This is a genomic window from Aquicoccus sp. SU-CL01552, assembly GCF_040365005.1.
Lineage (GTDB): Bacteria > Pseudomonadota > Alphaproteobacteria > Rhodobacterales > Rhodobacteraceae > Antarcticimicrobium.
Genome location: NZ_BAABWV010000001.1, coordinates 541,178 through 563,901 on the forward strand (window position 1 = coordinate 541,178; position 22,724 = coordinate 563,901).

Annotated in this window: 14 protein-coding genes; 9 read left to right on the plus strand and 5 right to left on the minus strand. The window is 65.8% G+C overall.

The genetic code is table 11. From position 1 onward, the window contains the following. Positions 1-18 precede the first annotated feature (18 nt). Positions 19-999 carry a ribose-phosphate diphosphokinase gene (locus ABWV23_RS02605; RefSeq protein ID WP_353344604.1) on the plus strand — a complete coding sequence of 327 codons (981 nt, stop codon included), beginning with the start codon at positions 19-21 and terminating at the stop codon, positions 997-999. Here ABWV23_RS02605 and ABWV23_RS02610 read toward each other — a convergent pair. Continuing rightward, the gene (locus ABWV23_RS02610) at positions 971-2,023 is read right to left on the minus strand and encodes a hypothetical protein (RefSeq protein ID WP_353344605.1); all 1,053 of its coding nucleotides are present in this window, start codon (positions 2,021-2,023) and stop codon (positions 971-973) included. The genes ABWV23_RS02605 and ABWV23_RS02610 overlap by 29 nt on opposite strands. Before the next feature lie 411 nt (positions 2,024-2,434). Between ABWV23_RS02610 and ABWV23_RS02615 the strand changes: the two genes are divergently transcribed. After that, on the plus strand, positions 2,435-3,229 hold the full coding sequence (locus tag ABWV23_RS02615) for an HAD-IIB family hydrolase (RefSeq protein ID WP_353344606.1): 795 nt from the start codon (positions 2,435-2,437) through the stop codon (positions 3,227-3,229). Next, on the plus strand, positions 3,222-4,448 hold the full coding sequence (locus ABWV23_RS02620) for a glycosyltransferase family protein (RefSeq protein WP_353344607.1): 1,227 nt from the start codon (positions 3,222-3,224) through the stop codon (positions 4,446-4,448). The genes ABWV23_RS02615 and ABWV23_RS02620 overlap by 8 nt, the downstream gene beginning before the upstream one ends. Before the next feature lie 24 nt (positions 4,449-4,472). On the opposite strand, the gene ABWV23_RS02625 is transcribed toward ABWV23_RS02620, so the two are convergent. Continuing rightward, positions 4,473-6,215 (minus strand): sugar phosphorylase, encoded by a 1,743-nt coding sequence (locus ABWV23_RS02625; RefSeq protein ID WP_353344608.1) that lies wholly within the window; start codon positions 6,213-6,215, stop codon positions 4,473-4,475. A gap of 555 nt (positions 6,216-6,770) precedes the next feature. Here ABWV23_RS02625 and urtA point away from each other — a divergent pair. Genes urtA through urtE form a run of 5 tightly spaced genes read left to right on the plus strand, consistent with a single transcriptional unit; the run spans position 6,771 to position 12,771 of the window. After that, entirely contained in the window at positions 6,771-8,051 is a 1,281-nt protein-coding gene (urtA, locus tag ABWV23_RS02630) for an urea ABC transporter substrate-binding protein (RefSeq protein ID WP_353344609.1), read from the plus strand. Positions 8,052-8,111: 60 nt separating this feature from the next. After that, positions 8,112-10,076 carry an urea ABC transporter permease subunit UrtB gene (urtB, locus tag ABWV23_RS02635; protein ID WP_353344610.1) on the plus strand — a complete coding sequence of 655 codons (1,965 nt, stop codon included), beginning with the start codon at positions 8,112-8,114 and terminating at the stop codon, positions 10,074-10,076. Between the two features lies 1 nt (position 10,077). Continuing rightward, positions 10,078-11,337, plus strand: coding sequence for an urea ABC transporter permease subunit UrtC (gene urtC / locus ABWV23_RS02640; RefSeq protein WP_353344611.1), 1,260 nt, complete (start codon positions 10,078-10,080; stop codon positions 11,335-11,337). Continuing rightward, complete coding sequence (urtD, locus tag ABWV23_RS02645; protein WP_353344613.1) at positions 11,334-12,074, plus strand: urea ABC transporter ATP-binding protein UrtD; 741 nt, start codon at positions 11,334-11,336, stop codon at positions 12,072-12,074. The genes urtC and urtD overlap by 4 nt, the downstream gene beginning before the upstream one ends. Position 12,075: 1 nt before the next feature. Next, complete coding sequence (urtE, locus tag ABWV23_RS02650; protein WP_353344615.1) at positions 12,076-12,771, plus strand: urea ABC transporter ATP-binding subunit UrtE; 696 nt, start codon at positions 12,076-12,078, stop codon at positions 12,769-12,771. Between the two features lie 63 nt (positions 12,772-12,834). On the opposite strand, the gene ABWV23_RS02655 is transcribed toward urtE, so the two are convergent. Beyond that, positions 12,835-13,626, minus strand: coding sequence for an alpha/beta fold hydrolase (locus ABWV23_RS02655; RefSeq protein ID WP_353344617.1), 792 nt, complete (start codon positions 13,624-13,626; stop codon positions 12,835-12,837). A gap of 434 nt (positions 13,627-14,060) precedes the next feature. Here ABWV23_RS02655 and ABWV23_RS02660 point away from each other — a divergent pair, with 434 nt between their 5' ends. Continuing rightward, positions 14,061-15,989, plus strand: a complete 1,929-nt coding sequence (locus ABWV23_RS02660; RefSeq protein ID WP_353344619.1) for an FAD-binding monooxygenase — start codon at positions 14,061-14,063, stop codon at positions 15,987-15,989. Positions 15,990-16,008: 19 nt separating this feature from the next. Here the strand turns inward: ABWV23_RS02660 and ABWV23_RS02665 are convergent, their stop codons facing one another. Both ABWV23_RS02665 and ABWV23_RS02670 read right to left on the minus strand, forming a co-directional pair. After that, positions 16,009-19,161 carry a FliH/SctL family protein gene (locus ABWV23_RS02665; RefSeq protein ID WP_353344621.1) on the minus strand — a complete coding sequence of 1,051 codons (3,153 nt, stop codon included), beginning with the start codon at positions 19,159-19,161 and terminating at the stop codon, positions 16,009-16,011. A 12-nt stretch (positions 19,162-19,173) separates the two neighbouring features. Next, positions 19,174-22,695, minus strand: coding sequence for a hypothetical protein (locus tag ABWV23_RS02670; protein WP_353344623.1), 3,522 nt, complete (start codon positions 22,693-22,695; stop codon positions 19,174-19,176). Positions 22,696-22,724: the final 29 nt, after the last annotated feature.

Sequence of the window (22,724 nt, forward strand, 5' to 3'; positions counted from 1 at the left end):
CCGAAGAGGAGCGGCAGGATGGACAGCAGGATTTTCGCGCTGGAGGGGGCACAGTCCCTGGGCGCGGCGGTGGCGGCGGAGCTGGGCCAGCCGCTGGCCGCGCTCGAGGAACGCGGTTTCGAGGACGGCGAACACAAGATCCGCCCGCTCGACGAGGTACGCGGCGCCGATACCTACGTGATCCAGGGGCTGCACGGGGGACCCGACGACAGCCCCAACGACAGGCTGTGCAAGCTGCTGTTCTTCATCGCCACCCTGCGCACCAACGGTGCCGCCCGGGTCACGGCGGTGGTTCCCTACCTCGCCTATGCCCGCAAGGACCGCCAGACCAAGCCGCGCGATCCGTTGACCGCGCGCTACGTGGCGCAGCTTTTCGAGGCGGTCGGCGCCGACCGGGTGATCACGCTGGAATGCCATAACCTCGCGGCCTTCCAGAACGCGTTCCGCTGCGAGACTCTCGCGCTCGACACCCGCGGCGCCCTGCTAGAGCGGGCGGCAGAGCTGGCCGGGGATGGCGCGATCAGCGTCGCCTCGCCCGATCCCGGCGGGGTCAAGCGGGCGCAGCTGTTCCGCGAGGCGCTGGAGGCGCGGCTGCAACGCCCGGTGGGCTTCGCGCTGATGGAAAAACGGCGCAGCGGCGGCACCGTCACCGGCAGCCTGATCGCCGGCGACGTGGCCGGCGCGCGGGTTCTCATCATCGACGACATGATCGCCTCGGGCGGGACGATGACCCGCGCGGCGCGGGCGATCCTGGACCTGGGCGCGCGCGATGTCTGGGCGCTGGCCGCGCACGGGCTGTTCACCGGCGGCGCGGAGGCGGCGCTGGCCGACCCGGCGATCACCGGCTGGATCGTCACCGACACGGTGCCGCCGTTCCGGCTGACCGAAGCGATGGCGCAAAGGGTCGAGATCGTCAGCGCGGCGCCGCTGCTGGCGCGGGCCATCGACCGGCTACAGCGCAACCGCCCGGTCACCGACCTTCCGGCGGCGGGCGCATGAACTCGGGCCGGCACGACAGCGCGACATAGCCCCGCGCCTGCGGGCGCCACTTCCACGGGGTGCGTTCCGGCTGCACCACCAGATGCAGCAGCGCCAGCCGCGCCCGCAACAGCGCCCGGTAGCGCCAGTAGAACTCGGCCAGAACCGGCGGCGGATCGCCCAGCGCGGCGCCAAGACCACGACAGAGCGCGCCGGCCACCCACTCCGGCCCCAGCTTGGCGCATTCCATCCCCAGAAAGGCGATCTCGTCCAGCGGATCGACCAGCCGCAGGGCACGGTTGAACTCGAGGCAGTCGATGATCACCGGCGGGTCGGTCAGGAACACGTGCTCGGGCCGCAGATCGCCATGCCCCTCGACCACCTGCCCCTCCTCCGCCCGTCGCAGCAGAAGCGGACGCGCCTGGGCGTAGGCCCGGTCATAGGCGTCGAGGGCGGCGTCAAGCTCAGGCGCGCCCAGCGCCAGCGCCGGATCGGTCAGCACCGCGTGCGTCTTTGCGAACTCGGCGGCGAATTGCGCGGCATAATCCTCCGGCACGATCTCGGCCGGGGGCAGCGCGCGATAGAACCCCTGCAACACCCCGGCAACCTGCCCGATATGCGCCGGCGTCAGCTCCCCGGCCCCGATCATGCGCTCGAGGTTGCGCGCCTCGGGCAGCCGGCGCATTTCCACCAGCCACTCCACCACCTGCCCGCCCGGTGCATCGAGCGACAGCCGCCCCTCCGGCCCCATCACCAGCGGGCGCGGCACGGCGTAGACTTCGGCTGCGAGGCGGCGGTTCAGATCCACCTCGTCACGCACCGCGACGGCGCGTTTCTCCAGCGTCGAGAAATCGAGGAAATCATAGTGAACCGGCTTTTTCAGCTTGAACACCTTGGGACCAGCCAGGAACACCCAGGACATGTGGGTTTCCACGATCTCCACCTCGGCCGGGCCGTGGCTGTAGATGCCGGGATCGGACAGGAACCGGACCTTGTCCCCGACCGGGACCTCGGCGCCGGCAAGGGCGGTCTTGTTTTCCGTCATGTCGCGCTTTTCGTGTCCCTGCCCCAACCCTCGCACAGGTGTGCCATCGACGCGGCGCGGCGCCAACAGCGAATTCCGTCGCAGGGGACGGATGGTCGCCCGACCCCCGGCGCCTGTTTTTTACTCAAACAGATCCGAATTTCGAAATATGTCAACGGACAGCTGCCGCGTTCCCAATATGGCAGGCCGACAAGGACGCCCGATCGGCCCGCGCGCGGGCTGCGACAAAGCTCGTCTCGCCACTGCGCGGTTTTTCTGGCACAGTCACCCGGCGCCCCGGGGTGCCGCCGCGACCGATTGGCGTTTTGCCATTGCAGATCCCGGACCGGCACCGTCTTCTGGAGGTGAACCGGCGGAACTTCCATCCGTTGGCCGGGCGTACAAAACGGCCCTGGAATTGTACGGAACACGATGACCGCGAAACTTGACCTGCTGGTGTTCTCCGACCTCGACGGAACCCTCCTGTCCCACCACGATTACAAATGGACCGCCGCCGAGGCCGGTTTGCGCGCATTGCGACGGCTCGGCGCCGGGGTGATCCTGGCCACCAGCAAGACCGCCGCCGAGGTCGCACCGTTGCGGGCCGCGATCGGGTTTGCCGACTGGCCCGCCATCGTCGAGAATGGCGGTGGCCTGCTGGAGCCGGGCCAAACCGGCGATGCCGACGCGGGCACCTACGCGCAGGTCCGCGCGCGTCTCGCCACCCTGCCGCGCGGCTTTCGCGGCTTCGGGGACATGACCGCGACAGAGATCGCCGCCGAAACCGGCCTTGCGACCGGGGCCGCCGCCGATGCCAAGGTGCGGCAGTACAGCGAACCGGGGCTCTGGAACGGGTCGGAGGAAGGGTTGGCCCGGTTTCTCGAGGCCGCCAGCGCCGCCGGGCTCACCGCGCGGCGCGGTGGGCGGTTCCTCAGCCTGTCGCTGGGCGGGACCAAGGCCGACCGGATGGACGCGCTGTTGCGCCGCTATGCCCCGCGCCATTCCATCGCGCTGGGGGATGCGCCAAATGACGTCGAGATGCTGGAGCGCGCGGAGTACGGCGTGATCGTGCGCAATGACCATTCGTCACCGCTGCCGCCACTGGCCGGCGAGGACAGCGGGCGGATCCGCCGCACCGCGCACGAGGGACCACAGGGCTGGGCCGAGGCGATCTCGGCGCTGCTGCAAGACTTGAAACTGACCAAGGAGCCGATCGGGCATGGCTGATTTCCACCAGAACGGAAACATCACGACACTGCACAACCTGCGCACGCGCTCGCTCGATGATCTGACATACGAGCTGTCGACCTATGCCGAGACCCGCAAGATCACCCTGATCCTGCCCAGCCTCTATTCCGAGTTGGAGGGGCCGGCGCTGGCGCATATCGTCGACGAGCTGACCCAGGTGCCCTACCTGCACCGGATCGTGATCGGGCTGGACCAGGCCGACGAGGACCAGTTCCGCAACGCGCAGCGGTTCTTTGCCCGCCTGCCGCAGACCCACACGGTGATCTGGAACGACAGCCCGCGCATGCAGGCGTTGCTGCAACGGCTCGACGCGCTTGGCCTTGCCCCGAAGGAGCCGGGAAAGGGGCGCAACGTCTGGACCTGCATGGGCTATCTCATCGCCTGCGCCGACAGTTCAGTGATGGCGCTGCACGATTGCGATATCCTCACCTATGATCGCGAGATGCTGGCGCGGCTGATCTACCCGGTGGCCAACCCGGCGTTCCCCTATCAGATGGCCAAGGGCTATTACCCGCGCATCGGTGACGGCAAGCTCAACGGCCGGGTGACGCGGCTGCTGGTCAGCCCGCTGCTGATCGCGCTCAAGCGGGTGGTGGGGGATCGCGACTACCTCGATTACCTCCGCAGCTTCCGCTACCCGCTGTCGGGCGAATTCGCCATGCGCACCCCCACCCTGCCCGACCTGCGCATTCCCTCGGACTGGGGCCTTGAGATCGGCGTGCTGTCCGAGGCCTGGCGCAACCTGGCGCCGCAATCGGTCTGCCAGGTGGAAATCTCGGATGCCTATGACCACAAGCACCAGGAACTATCGCCCGAGGACGCCGACCGGGGGCTGAGCCGGATGTCCACAGACATCTGCAAGGCGATCTTCCGCAAGCTGGCCGCCGATGGCACGGTGTTCACCCCGAACGTGTTCCGCACGCTCAAGGCCACCTATTACCGCTGCGCGCTGGATCTGCTGGACGGCTATTATGCCGATGCGCGGATGAACGGGCTGGCGGTGGACCGCCACAAGGAAGAGAAGTCCATCGAGCTTTTCGCCGAGAACATCATCCGCGCCGGGCAGATATTTCTCGACTACCCGCACGAAAGCCCGTTCATCCCGACCTGGAACCGGGTCCACGCGGCCGACCCGGAGTTCCTGCCGGACATGCGGCGAGCGGCGGCGGCGGATCTCGAGGAGTTCGGCGCGGGTTGAAGCCCGTCCACGCGCCCTGCCCGTTCAGCGGTTCGAGATCCAGCGGCACTGGTAGGGCGCAAAGGGGATGTCCGGCCCGGTCGCGACGATCTCCTTGCCGGTCAGAAGGTCGACCCAGCTGTCGTCCTCGATCAGGTTGATGCGGGGCGGGCTCAACAGCACCGTCTCGCTGCTGACGTTGTGGATGGCAAAGATCGACTGGCTGCGATCGAGGCTCTGGCGCCAGACCCCGAACAACCTGTCATCGAGGCTCAGGGTGAACTGGGTGGCGTTGGGGTGGAACGCGGGCTGTTTGGCGCGGATGCGCAGCCGCTCGGACATCCCGTGCAGCACGTGCGACTGCTCCGAGGTGGGATCGTCCAGCAACGCCAGCAAATCCGGGTAATGCCAGCGGTGCCGGTTGATGGCACGGTTCATGCCGCGCCGCTCGACGCCCTCGTGATCGTTGGGCGTGGCCAGCAGCGAGTGGATGTAGAAGGCCGGTATCCCCTCGAGCGACATGACGATGGTCTGCGAACACAGAAACCGCGCGATGTGATGCGCGTCCTCGCCGTCGAAGGTTCGACGCATCGCATCGAACAGCGAACAGTTCAGCTCATAGGGCTCCTCGCCGCCCTGCGGCAGCGCCCGCATCGAGACCAGCCCGCCAGCCTGCTGCACGGTGTCGATCATCCGCGCCTTTTCCTCGGGCGGCAGCACCCCCTCGGCCGGGCGCATGCCGATGCCGTCATGGCTGGCGGTGAAGTTGAGATAGGCACAGCCCAGTTGCGCCGGGGGCATCGCCGATTGCCACTTGTGCAGATAGCGCGCGGTGCCCGATTGCATTGCGTGCAGGATCAGCGGCGGCAGCGGGAAATTGTAGACCGCATGCGCCTCGTTCCGGTTGCCGAAGTAACTGAGGTTCTCGGTCCGCGGAACGTTGGTCTCGGTCAGCAGCACGACGGTTTCCACCGCGTAATCGCACAGCAGCCGCATCAGTTGCACGATCGCGTGGGTCTGCGGCAGGTGGATGCAGGAGGTGCCCGCCTCCTTCCACAGGAAGGCCACCGCATCGAGCCGCAGGATGCGCACGCCCGCGTCGATATGCAGGCGGATGATCCGCAGCATTTCCAGCAGCACCTCGGGGTTGCGGAAATCGAGGTCCACCTGATCGTGGCTGAAGGTGCACCAGACATGGCGCGGCCCGTCCTTGGTTTCCACCTCCTGCAACAGCGGCGTGGTGCGGGGGCGGACCACCGCCGAGAGATCCTCTTTCGGGTCGGCCTCGAAAAAGAACCGGTCATAGGGCGCCTGCCGCTGGCGATAGGCGTTGAACCACGGCCCCTGGCTGGACACGTGGTTGAGCACCAGGTCCGACATCAGGTGGAATTCCGACGCGATCCGCCCGATGTCGGCCCAATCGCCCAGTTGCGGATTGACCGCCCGGTAATCGGTCACCGCGAACCCGTCGTCCGAGGTGTGCGGAAAGAACGGCAGGATATGCACGCCGCTGACCACGTCGGACAGGTGACGGCGGAGAAAGTCGTGCAGCAGGTCCAGTGGCTTGTGGCTGCCGTCGGTGATCGAGTTTCCATAGGTGATCAGCAGCGCGTCCTGCTGCGACCAGAGCCGGTTGCTGGGGGTGCGGGCGCGTTGTCGGCGGTGGGTGCCCTCGGGCCAGAACGCCTCGACGATCTGGCTGACCACGATATCGGCGTCATAGTCGGGATAGATCCGTCGCACCCTGTCGGTGAGCCGCGCGTTGAAGGCATTGATCGTTTGGGACACCTTTGGGCGGCTCCTGCGTTGTTGCGCGTCGGTTCGGTCGGCGCGGTCCCGGTGCGCGCTTTGCACCGGTCGTCCGACCCGCCCCAGTAGGTCCGCGAAGATGCCGCATCGTCAAGGGGGCGGACGGCCCGGCCCGGCGGTCCGCGCGGGCGCCTGATCGCGGGATCTCTGGCCCGCCCCCGGCACAAGACAGGCCGAAACCTTGGGAAACCGCGCGCAATACCGGGCGGCGGCCCTCTCTTCACGCCGCATTGACTGCGCGTCATGTGCCCACAAAACAGGCGGACCGACGCTGTGTGACTGAAAATTAGCCACCCCGACGCACTGTACCCGGAAAATCTGCAAGAACCGTTCCCGGATTTGCGGACCCCCATGCCACCAAAAGGGCGCTGCAACGCAGAAGACTGTGCCAATGCGGTGCCCGGCGCCCCTCCTTCAGGCCGCCGCGTCACCGCATCGGTGCACAAGAATACCAAGGGGGGACGCATGCCGCCGATCCGGCGTCATGACCACGGTCGCCCCACATAAACGGGTTCAACAAGGGGACATTTTTTAATGACACGTAAACTACTTCTCACCACCGCGGCCGCTGCCATCGCCGCCGCCGGCCTTCCGGCCTTTGCGCAGGACTGCCCGATCAAGGTGGGGGTTCTGCACTCGCTTTCCGGCACCATGGCGATCTCGGAAACCACGCTCAAGGACACCATGTTGATGCTGATCGACGAGCAGAACGCCAAGGGCGGTCTGCTGGGCTGCGAGTTGGAGGCGGTGGTGGTCGACCCTGCCTCGGACTGGCCGCTGTTCGCGGAAAAGGCGCGCGAACTGCTGACCGTGCACGAGGTCGACGTGATGTTCGGCAACTGGACCAGCGTCAGCCGCAAATCGGTGCTGCCGGTGATCGAGGAGTTGAACGGGCTGCTGTTCTACCCGGTGCAATACGAGGGCGAGGAAAGCTCGAAGAACGTGTTCTACACCGGCGCCGCGCCGAACCAGCAGGCGATCCCGGCGACCGATTATTTCCTCGACGAGCTCGGGGTCGAGAAATTCGCGCTGCTGGGCACTGATTACGTCTATCCGCGGACCACCAACAACATCCTCGAAAGCTATCTCAAGTCCAAGGGCATCGCCGAAGAGGATATCTTCGTCAACTACACCCCCTTCGGTCATTCCGACTGGTCCAAGATCGTCGCCGACGTGGTGGCACTGGGGGCCGACGGCAAGAAGGTCGGCGTGATCAGCACCATCAACGGTGACGCCAACGTCGGCTTTTACAAGGAGTTGGCGGCGGCCGGCATCTCGGCCGATGACATCCCCGTGGTCGCCTTCTCGGTCGGCGAAGAGGAGCTTTCGGGCCTCGACACCGCCAACCTGGTCGGCCACCTGGCGGCGTGGAACTACTTCCAGTCGGCGGAGTCCGAGGCCAACGACGCCTTCATCGCCGCGTGGAAGGCGAAGATGGGCGAGGAGCGCGTCACCAACGACCCGATGGAGGCCCATTTCATCGGCTTCAACATGTGGGTGAACGCCGCGACAGAGGCCGGCACCACCGAGGTGGACGCGGTGCGCGAAAAGATGTGGGGGCAGGAATTCCCCAACCTGACCGGCGGCACCGCCGTGATGGGCGTGAACCACCACCTCGCCAAGCCGGTGCTGATCGGCGAGATCCAGGACGACGGACAGTTCGACATCATCAGCCAGACCACCGAAGTGCCGGGCGACGCCTGGACCGACTATCTGCCGGAATCGGCGGTCCTGATCTCGGATTGGAAGGATCTCGGCTGCGGGATGTACAACACCGAGACCAAGTCCTGCGTGCAGATCAAGTCGAACTACTGATGTGACACCTGAAACCTACCGGGGGCGCAGCCGTGCCCCCGGCCTTTTCCGGGGTGACGCATGACCAAGACCTTTCAGAAGCTGATTTTCTGCCTGTCCTTCCTGCTGGCCGCGCCCGCGCTGGCGCAGGACGCGCAGGCCCCGATCCAGCAATTGTTGCAGGCCCATGGCGAGGTGATCGCCAAAAGCTCGCGCAAGACCATCGGCCCGGCCATCGACGCGCTGGCCGCCAGCGGGCTGCCCGCCGCGCAGCGGGTGCTGGAACGCTGGCAGGCCAAGCAGATGTGGCGCGACAAGAAAAGCGGCCTGTTCGTGCTGGCCGAAGAGATCGACCGCGACACGATCCGCATCTTCGATCCCGCCGACGGCACCGAGATCGGCGCGGTCCCCGACAAGGGCTTCAAACAGCTCAAGCCCAACTCCGGCATTCGCGGCATGATCGGCGCGGCGCTGGTGCAATTCCAACTTGGCGATCCCGACCCGATCACCCGCGCCACCGCGCTGGATGCCATCGAACGCGATCCCGAGGCCTCGCATCTTGCCGCGCTGCGCAAGGTTGTCGGCAACGAGGGCGACCCGGCGCTCAAGGCCCGCAAGGCCCGACTGGAACGGCTGCTGACCATCCGCTTCGACGAGGATGACGCCGCCCGCATCAAGGCCATCGAGAGCTTTGCCGGCGATCCGGCGGTGGACGTGCGCGCCACGCTGAACCCGCTGGTTGCGACCCGGATCGAACTCGCCGAGACCGCGCCGCAGGGTGACGACGTCGCCCGCGTTCTGAAACCGGGCGATCCCGCCCTGCCCCGGACCGAGGCCTATGCGCTTTTGGTCGAGGCGGGCATCGCCCCCCCCATCCTGACCCGCGCGGACAAGCGCGCGGCCCTTGTCGCCAACATCCGCGACGGCGCCGTCGGCGGCTACCGGGTGGCCCAGCTCGATACCGAGGCCAATCGCGACGCCGCCTATGCCAGGCTGGTCGCCACCGGCGACGCTCCCGCCGCCGCCAGCGAAGACGAGATCAACGCCACGCTGGCCGCTTACGTGTTTTTCGAACGCTTCACCGGCGCGCCCCCGGCAGTGGCCCGCGCGGCGCTGGCCGCGCTCGGGGACATCGAGACCAAGGTCAACCTGAACCGCACCGCCGATCTGGTGCTGGACGCGCTGTCGCTGGCCTCGATCTATTTCCTTGCCGCCATCGGACTGGCCATCACCTTTGGCGTGATGGGCGTGATCAACATGGCGCATGGCGAATTCATCATGATGGGCGCCTATACCGGCTATGTCGTGCAGCAAATCATCCCCGACTACACGATCTCGATCCTCGTGGCGCTGCCGGTGGCCTTTGCGGTGACCTTCGGCGCCGGGGTGGCGATGGAGCGTCTGGTGATCCGCTGGCTGCGTCACCGTCCGCTGGAAACCCTGCTGGCGACCTTCGGCATCTCCATCGCCCTGCAACAGATCGCCAAGAACATCTTTGGCACCCAGGCCCGTCCGCTGACCTCGCCCGCATGGCTGGACGGGTCGCTGGTACTCAACGACATCGTCTCGATCAGCTATATCCGCATCGCGATCTTCGTTCTGGCGCTGCTGTTCCTCGGGCTGTTCCTCTTCGTGATGAACCGCACGCGGATCGGGCTCGAGGTGCGCTCGGTCACCCAGAACCCGCGCATGGCCGGCTCGATGGGGATCAACCCGGACCGGATCAACATGCTGACCTTCGGCCTCGGCTCGGGCATCGCCGGGATCGCCGGCGTCGCGATCGGGCTTTACGCCAAGGTCACCTCGGAGATGGGACAGGATTACATCGTGCAAAGCTTCATGACCGTGGTGGTCGGCGGCGTCGGCAACATCTGGGGCACGCTGGTCGGCGCCACGCTGGTCGGCACGATGCAAAAGGGGATCGAATGGTTCAACCCGTCGAACACGCTGGCGGCGCAGACCTACATGATCCTGTTCATCATCCTGTTCATCCAGTTCCGTCCCCGGGGCATCATCGCCCTCAAGGGCCGTGCGGCGGAGGCATGAGATGAGCGATATGACCCTCTCCGCCCCCGCCCGCCGCGCGCTGGTGCTGCGCCACCCCTCGGTGCTGGTGTTCCTTGTCGTGCTGGCGCTGTTCACGCTGGGCGTGACACTCCTGTCCGAGGGCATGGGTGTGGGCGTGATCTCGACCAGTTTCGTCAAGACGCTGGGCAAGACCCTGTGTTTCTGCCTTGTCGCGCTGGCGATGGACCTGGTCTGGGGCTATTGCGGGATCCTGTCGCTGGGGCACATGGCGTTTTTCGGCCTTGGCGGCTATGCCATCGGCATGTGGCTGATGTACGAGCGCACCCGACAGATCGTCGCCGAAAGCCTCACCGCCGCCGAGCTGCCCCCCACCGCGCAGGAAATCTCGGACGGCATCGCCAGCCAGATCTTCGGCGTTGTCGGCGCCTCGGAGTTTCCGCCGATCTGGTCCTTTGCCCAATTCCTTCCGCTGCAACTGGCCGCCGTCGTGGTGGTGCCGGGACTGCTGGCGCTGGTGTTCGGCTGGCTGGCGTTCCGCAGCCGGGTGACCGGGGTGTACCTGTCGATCCTGACCCAGGCGATGACGCTGGCGCTGTCGCTTTACCTGTTCCAGAACGACAGCGGCTTGCGCGGCAACAACGGCTTGTCGGGGCTGCAGAACCTGCCCGGCCTCGATCACGTCCCGCAGGCAACGGTGTCGCTGTGGTTCTTCTGGGCCTCGGCGCTTGCGCTGGGGGCGGGTTACCTGTTCTGCGCCTGGCTGGTGTCGGGCAAGTTCAGCTCGGTCGTGCGCGCCATCCGCGATGACGAGGCACGGGTGCGGTTCCTGGGCTATCCGGTCGAGGCGTTCAAACTGGTGGTCTTTACCCTGACCGCCGTGATCGCCGGGATCGCCGGGGCGCTGTATTACCCGCAGGCGGGCATCATCAACCCGGCCGAGGTAGCCCCGATCGCCTCGATCTACCTTGCGGTCTGGGTCGCCATCGGCGGGCGCGGGCGACTTTACGGCGCGGTGATCGGCGCGGGTTTCGTCTCGCTGCTCTCGACTTGGTTCACCGGCGGACAGGCGCCCGACCTCGTGCTCGGGCCGCTGCGCATCCAGTGGGTCGACTGGTGGACCGTGCTGCTGGGGCTGTCCTTTGTCGCGGTCACCCTGTTCGCGCCCAAGGGCATCGGCGGGTTGGTCGACCTGATCGGCCATATCAAGAGCCCCGACCGCCACGGCGCCGCCCTCGGCCCCGATGCCGGGGCCCTGCGCGAAAAGGAGGCCGACGAATGACCAGCCTGCTCGAGGTCTCCGGCGTCTCCGTCTCCTTCGACGGGTTCAAGGCGATCAACAACCTGTCGTTCCGGATCGGCGAGGGCGAGTTGCGCGCGGTGATCGGACCGAACGGCGCGGGCAAGACCACCTTCATGGATATCGTCACCGGCAAGACCCGCCCGGACGAGGGCAGCGTCACCTTTGGCGAAAAGGGCGTGTCGCTGCTGTCGCTGTCGGAAAGCCGGATCGCGCAGATGGGCGTCGGGCGCAAGTTCCAGCGCCCCACCGTGTTCGAGGATCAAACCGTCGCCGACAACCTGATGATGGCGCTGAAAAAGGACCGCAACCCCTTTGCCGTGCTGCTGTTCCGGCCGAAAGCCTCAGACCTGGCAAGGGTGGAGGAACTGGCCGGTGAAATCGGCCTCTCCGACGCCCTGCATCGAAAGTCGGGCGAGTTGAGCCACGGCCAGAAACAATGGCTGGAGATCGGTATGCTGCTGGCGCAGGAGCCGCGCCTGCTGCTGGTCGACGAACCGGCGGCGGGCATGACACTGACCGAGCGCGAACACACCACCGACCTGCTGAAAGAGGCAGCCAAAACCCGCGCCGTGGTGGTGGTGGAGCATGACATGGAATTCGTGCGCCGCCTCGACTGCAAGGTCACGGTGCTGCACGAGGGGTCGGTGCTGGCCGAGGGGTCGCTGGACCATGTGACGGGAAACGAAGACGTGATCGAGGTCTATCTTGGGCGCTGACATGCTGCATATCGAGGGGCTGACGCTGCATTACGGCGGCAGTCAGATCCTGAACGGAATCGACCTGACCGCAAAGGTGGGCGAGGTCACCTGCGTCATGGGCACCAATGGTGTCGGCAAGACCAGCCTGATGAAGGCGATCTCGGGCACCCACCCCCGCTCGGACGGGAGCTACATGCTCGACGGCGAGACCGTGGGGCGGGCGCCGGCCCATGTCCTCGCGCGCAAGGGGGTCGGCTATGTCCCGCAGGGGCGCGACGTCTTTCCGCTGCTGACGGTACGCGAGAACCTCGAGACCGGCTTTGCCTGCCTGCCCCGCAGCGAGCATTTCGTGCCCGACGAGATCTTCGAGCTGTTCCCGATCCTCAGGGATTTCCTGCACCGGCGCGGCGGCGACCTCTCCGGCGGGCAGCAGCAACAGCTTGCCATCGCGCGGGCGCTGATCGCCAAGCCTAAGCTGCTGTTGCTGGATGAACCGACCGAGGGCATCCAGCCCAACATCATCCAGCAGATCGGCCGGGTCATCGAACGGCTGCGCGACAAGGGCGAGATGGCCATCGTCTTGGTCGAGCAGTACTTCAGCTTTGCCCATGACCTCGGCGACAGCTTTTTCGTAATCGAACGCGGCGCGGTCAAGCTGAGCGGGCGCAAGGAGGCGCTCTCCTGCGACACCCTCATGCAGAGCGTATCGGTCTGAAAACCGCAAATCGGGCGCTGTCCTCAACACGTCGGTTCACCGCCATGCGCCCGATTTGACGTGTCAGCTCAGCCCACGCGCCACGATGGGATTCAGCTTTTCGGGCTCGGACATTATCGCCATATGTCCCCCCCGAACGACCTTTTCAAAGTGCCAGTCCGAGCAGTGACCTCTCATCAACTGAATGATCTGGTCGATTGATCGAACGGTATCCGCAGCTGAAATCACCGTTGTATCCTTCGGCAAGCCCTTGCCCCATTCGGACAGGGGCGTTCCCTCGTTCATCACCGCATCCCATTCGTGGAAATTCGGCTTCATTGCCTCCGCAAACCTCGATCGGCGGTCATCCGGCATTGCCTCCCAGCTTCCGGCCCCCGTCCAATAGTCCGCGAATACCTCGGCAGCGGTTTCCCACGATCCCGATTGTCCGTTTTCCCTGATCGTGTCCCGCAGTCTGACCGCCTCTCGGTAGCCATCTCCAAGTCCTTGCTGTTGAAGGAGGTAGAACGGGTTTGGCTCGATCAGCACCAAGCGCCGCACCCGGTCCTTGTGCATCAGGGCGACCTTCATCGCGACGCTGCCACCGAATGAATGCCCGACCAGTGAAATCTTGCTGCCATCGGACGGCAGGAACGGTTCTACAAGTTTCGCCTGATCCTCCAAAGTCTGCGGCCTGCCGTCTGTCCATGCGCGTGTTTTTCCGTACCCAAACAGATTGACAGCCACCACATGGAAGTCGGGGGCCAACATGGTCATCAAGCTTCGCCATTGCTTGGCACCGGCGGCGCTGGAATGGATCAGAACAACTGTTTCCCCGTGGCCTGCTTCAATAAAGTCAGGTTTTTCCGTCGGCATGAGCCCACCTAAAAATTCAGGATAATCTGTATCTTAACATAAAACGAAGGGGCTTGATACGCGCTTGGTTTGCTTGCGGAACCCACCTGCCGCCTCGTCCGCATGGCCGTGATCCACGAAACGACGCCCACGTGGATTTCCGCGGGGCGGCCCTCCGGTGGCCCCCTGTCGCACCGCGCGCCCATCCGGGGCGGTTCGCCACATCCGGCACGGGGTTGAGCCTGGCCCCTGCCCCATTTTCTGCCCCGAAACACGGCCGGAGTCCGCCAATGCATTCCCAGATATCGTCATAGTTTTCATATTTTCTTATATAAATCAAGATATTGATTGAATTTAATATGCCTACATATTTATTCTTGACGTTATATAGTAAGTACAGATATTGCTTGCACTGTCGATCAAGACACCCATGATGGGACGAGGGAGGAACGGGCATGCAATTTTATCTGGACGGATTTCGCGGCGGCGATCCCGATATCAAGACCGCCGCACCGGGTCGGCGGGACCGCGGACCGCATGCGCCGCTGCCGGAACAGGTCGACGTGCTGATCGCCGGCTGCGGCCCTGCCGGCCTCTGCCTTGGCGCGCAACTGTCCCGGTTCCCCGACATCGACACCATGATCGTCGACCCCAAGCCCGGCCCGATCGAGAAGGGCCAGGCCGACGGCGTCAACACCCGCACGATGGAGATGTTCCAGGCCTTCGGTTTTGCCGAGACGGTCAAGCGCGAGGCCTATTGGGTCAACCAGGCTGCCTTCTGGGCCGCCGACCCCGAGAACCCCGCGCAGATCCGCAGGATCGGCCGGGTGCAGGACGTCGCCGACGATTCCTCCGAAATGCCGCACACGCTGCTCAACCAGGCGCGGGTGCATGAGCTGTTCCTCGACGTGATGCGGAATTCGCCCACGCGACTGGAACCGGATTATTCCTGGGCGGTCAGGGACGTCACCATAGACACCGGCACCGAGGACCACCCGGTGACCGTGACGCTGGAAAACACCGGCGTGAACGCGGGCGAGACCGCCACCGTGCGGGCCAATTACGTGGTGGGCTGCGACGGCGCGCGCTCCAAGGTGCGCAAATCCATCGGCGGCGAGCTTCACGGCGACGCGGCGCACCAGGCTTGGGGCGTGATGGACATCCTCGCCAACACCGATTTCCCCGACGTGCGCCAGAAATGCCTGATCGCCTCGGCGACCGAGGGCAACATCCTGCTGTTGCCGCGCGAGGGCGGCTACCTGTTCCGCCTCTACGTGGAACTGGACAAGCTGAACCCCGACGAGCGGGTCAGCAGCCGCAATTTCACCGCCGCCGACATGATCGCCTCGGCCAACCGGATCCTGGCCCCCTATACCATCGACGTTAAAGAGGTGGTCTGGTGGTCGATCTATGAAATCGGCCACCGGATGACCGACCGCTTCGACGATGTGCCCGAGGGCGCGGCGGACCGGCGCAATCCGCGCGTCTTTACCGCCGGCGACGCCTGCCACACCCACAGCCCCAAGGCCGGGCAAGGCATGAACGTGTCGATGCAGGATACCTTCAACCTGGGCTGGAAACTGGCCCATGTTCTTCAGCATCGCGCCGATCCGGCCCTGTTGCACAGCTATTCCGCCGAACGCTGGGCCGAGGCCAAGCGGCTGGTCGATACCGATCACCAATGGGCGCGGATCATGTCCGCCCCGCCGGGAGAGTCCGAACTGGACGGCACCGACATGCCGCGGTTTCAAAAACAGTTCATCGAGAACCTGGAGTTCACCGGCGGACTGGCGGTGCAATACGCGCCCTCTGCCCTGATCGGGCCAGACACCCACCAGGCGCTTGCCACCGGGCTGGAAATCGGGCGCCGGTTTCATTCGGCCCCGGTGGTGCGGGTGGCGGACGCGATGCGGATGCAGCTCGGGCATGTGGCCGAGGCCGACGGGCGCTGGCGAATCTATGCCTTTGCCGGCAAGCAGGACACATCGGCCCCCGGCTCGGCGATCCACCGGCTGGCCGATTGGCTGGAACGCGATCCGGCCTCACCGGTGGTCAAGCACACCCGCGCGGGCGAGGATATCGACGCGGTGATCGACCTGCGGGCGGTGTTCCAGCAGACCTTCGAGGCGCTCGCCTATGAGGATTTGCCGTCGCTGCTGAAACCGACCAAGGGCAAGCTGGGCCTGCAAGACCACGAGAAGGCCTTTTGCACCGATCACAAGGGCGCCGGCGACATCTTTGACATGCGCGGGATCGACCGCGACCGGGGCTGCATGGTGGTGGTCCGCCCCGACCAGTACATCGCCCATGTCCTGCCGCTGGACGGGGTCGAGGCGCTGTCGACCTTCTTCGCCGGGATCCTGCGCCCCGCCAGCGCCGGGTGATCGCCCGGCCTGCGCCGCCTCACCCCGCGGCGTGCAGCGCGATATAGCCTTCGAGCGCGTCGATATTGGCCGCCACCGTCGCGCTGTTCAGCCGGGCCAGGGTGGCGAAACTGGCCCCGATCTGCGCCATGCCTTCATGCGGAGCGACCGAGGATGCGGCGCTGAGCGGGGCATAGGCGGAGAACGCCGTGTCGGCCCGCTGCAGCAGCTCATAGGCCTCGCGGTTGGCGCTGAGCAGGTCCGCGAACAGCGCCGGGAACGGGGTGTCCGGCGCCGCCACGGTCAGCTTCTCATAGTTGGACCGGGCCAGCTCGATGGCCGACTTGTCCTGCCAGCTGTCCAGCTTGCCCAGTTCCGTCAGCAACCGGTCGAGCCCCGGGGTCTTGGTGCTTTCCGGCGCCAGCAGCGGCTCGGCGCTGCGCGCGGCGGCCCCCTTGAACGTCATCCATGACGTGAGGGTCAGTTCGGGCCGTCCCGGGTGCCATTTGCTGTCCTTGGTGTTGACGACCCGGAGCACGGTGGGATCGTCGGTCAACTCGGTCTCGAGATAGGTGATCAGCTTGACGCAGATGTCCTTGTCGTTCTGCAGCGCCGCCACCGTCAGCCCGCTCGCGCGCATCGCCTGCTGCGCCGAGGGGTCGCCCATGATCGAGGCGCCATAGGCGATACAGCATTTGGCCAGTGTCGAGTTCAGCCGCAACGCCTTGCGCGCCCGCTTGCGGTTGCCGGGATTGTCGCGGGCGTCCTTGTAGGCGCTCCAGCCCACCGAGATCGCCCGCTCGCCGTGCATCTTGTAGCCGAATTCGACCACAGCGTCGGCCATCGAGAGCGAGGCCGACACGATCGACGACGCGCCGGTCGGGTCCATCACCTGCGCCACCGCCGCGCCCGCCTGCGCCGTGTGCAGCACCAGCGACACCTTGGCGTGATCAAGGTGGATCCTGGAGTTCTTCAGGGTGTTCTGAACCGCCGCCGCGACCCCGCTCTGCGCCGCAAAGGCCACCTCCATCGAGTCCACCCAGGCGTTGTGGGTATCGACGCATTTCTTGAGGACATAGATGTCCTTGGCGACCTTCTGCGCCGCCACCACCGCCCCGGTGCCGGGCACCAGCGCCGCCAGCACCCCCGCCCCGGTCGCGGTCAACCCGTTGATCAGGGCGACCTTTTGCCGAAGTGCGGCGGTATTGGCCATGGCACGGTCGATGGCCTGCTGCGCCTGCACGATCTCCTCGGCGGTGCGCTGGGTGATGTCGCCATCGGGATGGGCCTGGGAATACAGCTCCTCGAAACCGACCAACTCCTGGTCCGCCTCCTTCATCATCTCTTCGATCGCCTCGGGGGTGAAGGCCTCGGCCAGCTCGCGCTCGGCCTGCTGGCGCGCGTTGTCCTCGGCCTGCTGCTCGATCTGCTGCGCCAGTTCCTCGGCCGAGGTGCCCGCCAGCGGATCGCTTGCGCTGGCCTTCAACCCGGCCAGCGCCGGCTTGTCCATCTGGTCCAGCGCGCTGGTGATCGCCGCCATCGAGACGGCCGAGCCGGCATCCTGCCCCGCCTCCTGCCCGGCGCCGGTGCCCTCGTGGAACAAGGCCTCGCCGCTGTCCATATCCATGATCTCGCGCGACGCGGCATCCTCGCGCACCCCGTCATAGATCGCCTCGGAGCTGGCCCCGAAGGCCGCCGCGATCGCGGCGCCGCCCAGCAACATGGCAAGCTCGGCCTTGTTGCCGGTCTTGATCGCCTGCAGCACCGCCGGCCCCTTGCCGACCTGAGTGATCGCCAGCTTCAGCGCGCTTGCGACCTGCGACAGCGCGGCGGCCTGGTCCTTGAGCTTCTGCTTCTCGGTGCTGTCCTCCGTGCTGCCGGCCTCGTCGGTGACCCTTCCCGCCACCGAGGTGATCGAGGAGGCCACCGTCTCGGCCAGGTTGCCGATCAGCTTGTCGATCAGCTTAGCGCGCTTGATGTCGTCGGGTTCCTTGACCGCGAGGATCAGCGTCGGCACCATCTTGACCCCCGCGAAGGAGGCGGTGATCGCCGCTGACACGCAGGTGATCATGCCGCTCGAGGCGCCGTTGCCGCGCATCGCGGTATCCACCGTCTTGCCGGCAAGGGTCTGGGTGATCGACAGCGCCCCCTCGATGGTGTTGCACCATTTGACCAGCGGATCGGGCTCTTTCGATGCCACGTGATCCACCACCAGCTCGGTGCCGCTCAACCCGCCCAGCAGGATCGCGGTGGCGTTCTGGGCGTATTTTGTTTCGTTCTGCATCTGCGTGACCTGGTCGGTCAGCGTCTTGCTCTGGGTCTTGATCGCGTCGCGCCGCTCGTTGATCTCGGTAATCCGGTCCTGCGACGGCGGCGGCGTGCCGTCCAGCTCGGTCTTGAGGTCGGCGTCTTCCTTCTTGAGGGACTTGATGTCGCTGTTCTTGTCCGCGACCGTGGTGGCGTTCGAGATGGTGATCGAATTCGAAACGATGGCGCCGGTCACCGTCACCACCTCCTTGGCGATGCGCATCCCGGTCTTGAACTTGTCCATTCCCTTGGAATGGGTCTCGGAATAGGCCGCCAGCTTGTCGCCGTAAAAATCCATCGCGCCCTGAAAGGCGATCGCCTGTTCCGAGCATTTGTCGGGGATCATGTTCTCGGGGATCAGCCCCTCGCGCATCAGAGGCGTCCAAAGCTCCTTTCGGATATCCTCGTCCGAGAACAGCCGCTCGCCGTTGTCGTCCAGCTGGTTTTCCATGTGCGCCTGCAACGCGAGGATCCGCTGGTGCGCCTGCAGGATCGCGGCGGCCTTCTCGGGCGGGATCTCCATCGTGCTCTGGCCAATATCCTCACGGGTATCGACCTCCAGGTCCATCCGCATGGCCCATTTGCCCAGCCCGGACTCGGCCAGTTCATCGTCGGTGGCCCGCCACGGGATATTGTCGGTGCCCACCTCCTGTCCGGTCAGCGACAGCCATAGCGATTTCACCGCGCCGGGGTCCTCCCTGTTCTCGATGACAAGGCCCATGGCACGGTCGATCTCGTCATGGGTGGCGGCCAGGCTGGCGCCGAGTTGGTCCTCGAGGAACGCCTTTTTCTGCGCGGCGCGCTGTTCGGCGGCGGCCATTTCCACGGCCAGGTCACGCTTGGCGACAAAACCGATCCAGGTGATTTCTGCGTCACTCAGGGGCATCTGTTCACTCTCCTACCGACCCGGATTCAGGGATTTGAGCACCTGCGTCTCAAGCGCCAGAAGCGTGGCGCGGAATTGCGGCCAACTGCCCCCGTGATCGAACGGGTTGTCGCGGTAGACCTCCAGCGCGGGATCGTCCTCGATCCGGTTCGCGATCCTGCGGATCTCGGACAGCACCGTTTCGCGCAAGGTTGCCATGTCCGCTTTTTTCTTGACCGGGTCCCGCTCGGCGAGGGTCGTGTCGATCTCCCCCTGCAGGCCGGGCGGAAAGGCGATGACGTTGGACAGCCCCGCCACCTCGCCCAGGATGTTCCGGACCTTGGTCATCGCCGCGTCAAGATCGGCGTCGCCGGATTGGTCCTCGCTTTGCGCCGCGAGGGTGCTCATGACCCTGCCCGCCGCCACCGCGGCCTCTCCGACCTTGCCCATGTTCGTCTTCAGCGCGGCTTCGAACCCGTCGAGATCGACGATTTCGCCCCCGGTCCGAACCGGGGTCAGATTACCGAGGTCCGAGGCAAGCTCCTTCGCGTTGGAGATGACCGGTTCAAAAGCGGAAATCGCCGCCTCGGCGTCACCCTTGCCCTTGTTCCAGGCCTTGTCCGCGCTCTTGTACTGCGCCTCCAGGCTGTCAAAGACCGCCTTGTACTCCACCTTGCTGGCCAGCCGCGTCGCCTCGTCCAGCGCGGTTTTCGCCGCCGCCAGCTCGGTCTTGGCGCTCTCGCGCAGCTCCCCGGCCCTGGTCTTCGCCGCCTCCTTGTCCTCGCAGGCCTTGGCCGCCCCCTTGGTCAGGGCCGCGATCTGGCGAAGATAGGCCATCGGATCGTCCGAGGGCCTGACCTGGACCCGGGCCAGCTCGGCATCGACCAGGCCGTCCAGCGTGGCGGTATCCTGCTCGGCCTTCAGCACGCCCTGTTCGGACTTGGTCTCAAGCGTCTTGCGCACCTCGCCCAGAGACTTGCGCAAGACACCCTGAACCCCGGTGCCGTGCTGGCCCAACTCCTTGATCTTGTCCAGCGCGGCGGTGATCTCCTCCTGCAACCGCTGCACCTCGGTCATTTCCGCGATGCTCAGCGGCCCGGTGCTGACCGCCGCCGGGCCGTTCCTGATCAGATCGGCCAGCACCTTTCCAAGGGTCGCATCATCGCCCTTGGGCTTGGCCGAGAGCTTGTTCTCGATGCCGTCCAGCGTGCCCTTGACGTCTTTGTACTTTTCCTTGAGTGGCCCCGTCGCCGTGACCAGCGCCTCGGCCTCCGACAGCAACTGCTCGGCCTCGGTCGCGGCATCGCCGGGCAGCATCGCACCGGCATAGCTTGACGCGAACTTGTCCTTGCGCGCGGTCAGCGGCTCGGCCCCGTTCATCCGCCATTCCTTGAGCTTCTTGTCAGCCATCTTCCTGTCAAAGGCCAACAGCGCATCGGTGACTCGCTTGTAATCCGCGCCGCCCCCGGCAATGGCCGCACGCATCTCTTCCGCCTTCTGCGCGGCAGCGGCGATGGCCTCGGCGCTGCCCGCAACCTCCGACCCGGCCATCTGGTCCAGCATCTGCATCTGCTGGCGCAGCGCGTCGATTGCCTCGCGCGGGATGTGCTTGTCCTCGCGGCGTTGCACGGTGTCGTCGTCGCGCAGCTTGATGCGATGGTATTCCTTGCTGCCGTCGTCCTGCACCACCACCAACAGATCGTTGGGGTGCACACCGGCGATATCGCCCTCTGCAATCGGCTCGGTACGATAAAGCGACAACAGCGACCCGGCGAGTTTCGACGCGGTTTGCGCCGCCTCTTGCTTTGCGTCCTCATCCTCGGGCGTGAGCTGCGCCGTTTCGCGCAGCGCCAGCGCAAGATCACGCTCCATCGCGTCGATCTCTGCCAGAATCGCCCGGTAATCCGGAGCCGCCTCGGCCTTGGCCGCCCCCGCGTCGTCCTTCAGATCCTTCAGCCAGTCACGGAACGGGGCGTCATCCCCGCCCATGCCCCACAGCCGTTCGATCGAGGCCGCCAACTGCTTGACCGCGCGCGTCACCCGCATGGACAGGTCCGGGCCATTCTCCGTCGGGTCGGGCAAGGCGAAACTGCGCGCCGCGATGAAATCCTGCCACAGCGATTGCACGTCCCGGTGCAGCGCGCGGGCCTCGGCGTGCTTGTCCTTGTCGCACAGGCCCTCTGCAAGGGTGAGCATCCGCAGCAGGGAGTCCCTTTGCGCGATGGAGATCTCGGTCACGTCGGTCTCGTCGGGATACAGCTTGGCATCCACCACGATCTTGGAGGCGCTGCGTGTTACCGCCGTCTTCAGATAGACGATATTGGCAAGGATCACCTCCTGTTCGGTGCGGATCTCCTTGCGGCTCATCGCGTTGTCGGGATCAAGCGGCGCGATCGGCCTGGCCCCCTCGGGGCGTTGCGAGGCCCATTCGGTCAGCGTGGCGTCAAGATCGTCTGCATCCGGGTCGATCTCGGCCAGCCGATCCTCGGCCGCCGCCTGCAACGACACCGCCCCGAGCATCCTTTCCACCCGCTGCGCGGCACTGGCACGATAGGCATCCATCTGGCGCGCCCGGTCATCCAGCGCGTCGCGGCGGTCGGTTTCCTCGGCGATCTGCGCCAGCAGCGCCCGCTTTTCCTGGAACCCCTCGGCGGCCTCGGCCTCTTGTCGCAGCCCGTCGATCTTGTCGTCGATCTTGTCCAGCGCACTGTCCAGCCGTTCGGCATCCGCCTTCAGCCGGTCGGTGCGGGCCAATTCGCGCGCCGCCACCTCGTCGCCACCCTGGCTCATGTCCTCAAGCGTCGCGGTCGCCCCCGAGGCCACCGCCCCGGACAGGCTGGCATGAACCGGTTTCAGCGCCAATTCCAGGTCCATGACGGCGATGCGGGCCTGCTTTTCCAGGTCGGCCCCCTCTCCTGCCGCGACGAACCGGTCGCGCAACCGCGTGATCGCGATGCGGGCGGCGTCGCACAGCCGGCTATGCTCGCCCAGGGCGGTGGCGCGCTGCATCTCGGCGTCGTCATCTTCCAGCCGTTTCGACGTGATCGAGGGGCTGAGGGTCGGATTGTCCCGAAACGACGCGATCCCCTCGACCTGCGCCAGCGACCTGTCGAACAATTCGGTCGGCGCCGGTGGCACCAGCGCCGCGATGGCCGCGTCGATCTCACCGGCCAGCGCATCGACCAGGCGCCCAAGGGTGCGCATGTCCGCGACACCCTGGGTGAAGATTGGCGCGTCTTCGGGCGCGGCACGGACCTGGGTCACGATGTCCAGATGACGCCGCCTGAGCGCGGCGACCTTCTCAGCTTGCGCAGGCACCTGCGACAGGTCGTGGCGGATCTCGATCTCCTCGATCTTCTCCATCGCCGCATCGCGCGCCACCAACCACTCGGAGAAATCGCTCTTGAGCGTTTCGATTGCCGCGGCAATCTCCCGGTTGTTGTTCTGGCGGGTCTTCTTCCGGCGAAACAGGCTACGTTTCTGGATCAGCGCCTCCAGCGGGCCAAGGTACCGCCCCAGGAACCGCATTTGCGCATCTGAAAAGTCAAAGGGCACGGATCTCTTCCTTTTTCGATCTCACGGCG

Excerpts from the sequence above, each read along its gene's own strand:
- urtB (WP_353344610.1), top strand. The coding sequence starts at position 8,112 with ATGACCAAGACCTTTCAGAAGCTGATTTTCTGCCTGTCCTTCCTGCTG.
- urtC (WP_353344611.1), top strand. The coding sequence starts at position 10,078 with ATGAGCGATATGACCCTCTCCGCCCCCGCCCGCCGCGCGCTGGTGCTG.
- ABWV23_RS02655 (WP_353344617.1), bottom strand. The coding sequence starts at position 13,626 with ATGCCGACGGAAAAACCTGACTTTATTGAAGCAGGCCACGGGGAAACA.
- ABWV23_RS02665 (WP_353344621.1), bottom strand. The coding sequence starts at position 19,161 with ATGCCCCTGAGTGACGCAGAAATCACCTGGATCGGTTTTGTCGCCAAG.
- ABWV23_RS02605 (WP_353344604.1), top strand. The coding sequence starts at position 19 with ATGGACAGCAGGATTTTCGCGCTGGAGGGGGCACAGTCCCTGGGCGCG.
- ABWV23_RS02615 (WP_353344606.1), top strand. The coding sequence starts at position 2,435 with ATGACCGCGAAACTTGACCTGCTGGTGTTCTCCGACCTCGACGGAACC.
- urtD (WP_353344613.1), top strand. The coding sequence starts at position 11,334 with ATGACCAGCCTGCTCGAGGTCTCCGGCGTCTCCGTCTCCTTCGACGGG.
- urtA (WP_353344609.1), top strand. The coding sequence starts at position 6,771 with ATGACACGTAAACTACTTCTCACCACCGCGGCCGCTGCCATCGCCGCC.
- ABWV23_RS02610 (WP_353344605.1), bottom strand. The coding sequence starts at position 2,023 with ATGACGGAAAACAAGACCGCCCTTGCCGGCGCCGAGGTCCCGGTCGGG.
- ABWV23_RS02660 (WP_353344619.1), top strand. The coding sequence starts at position 14,061 with ATGCAATTTTATCTGGACGGATTTCGCGGCGGCGATCCCGATATCAAG.
- ABWV23_RS02620 (WP_353344607.1), top strand. The coding sequence starts at position 3,222 with ATGGCTGATTTCCACCAGAACGGAAACATCACGACACTGCACAACCTG.
- urtE (WP_353344615.1), top strand. The coding sequence starts at position 12,076 with ATGCTGCATATCGAGGGGCTGACGCTGCATTACGGCGGCAGTCAGATC.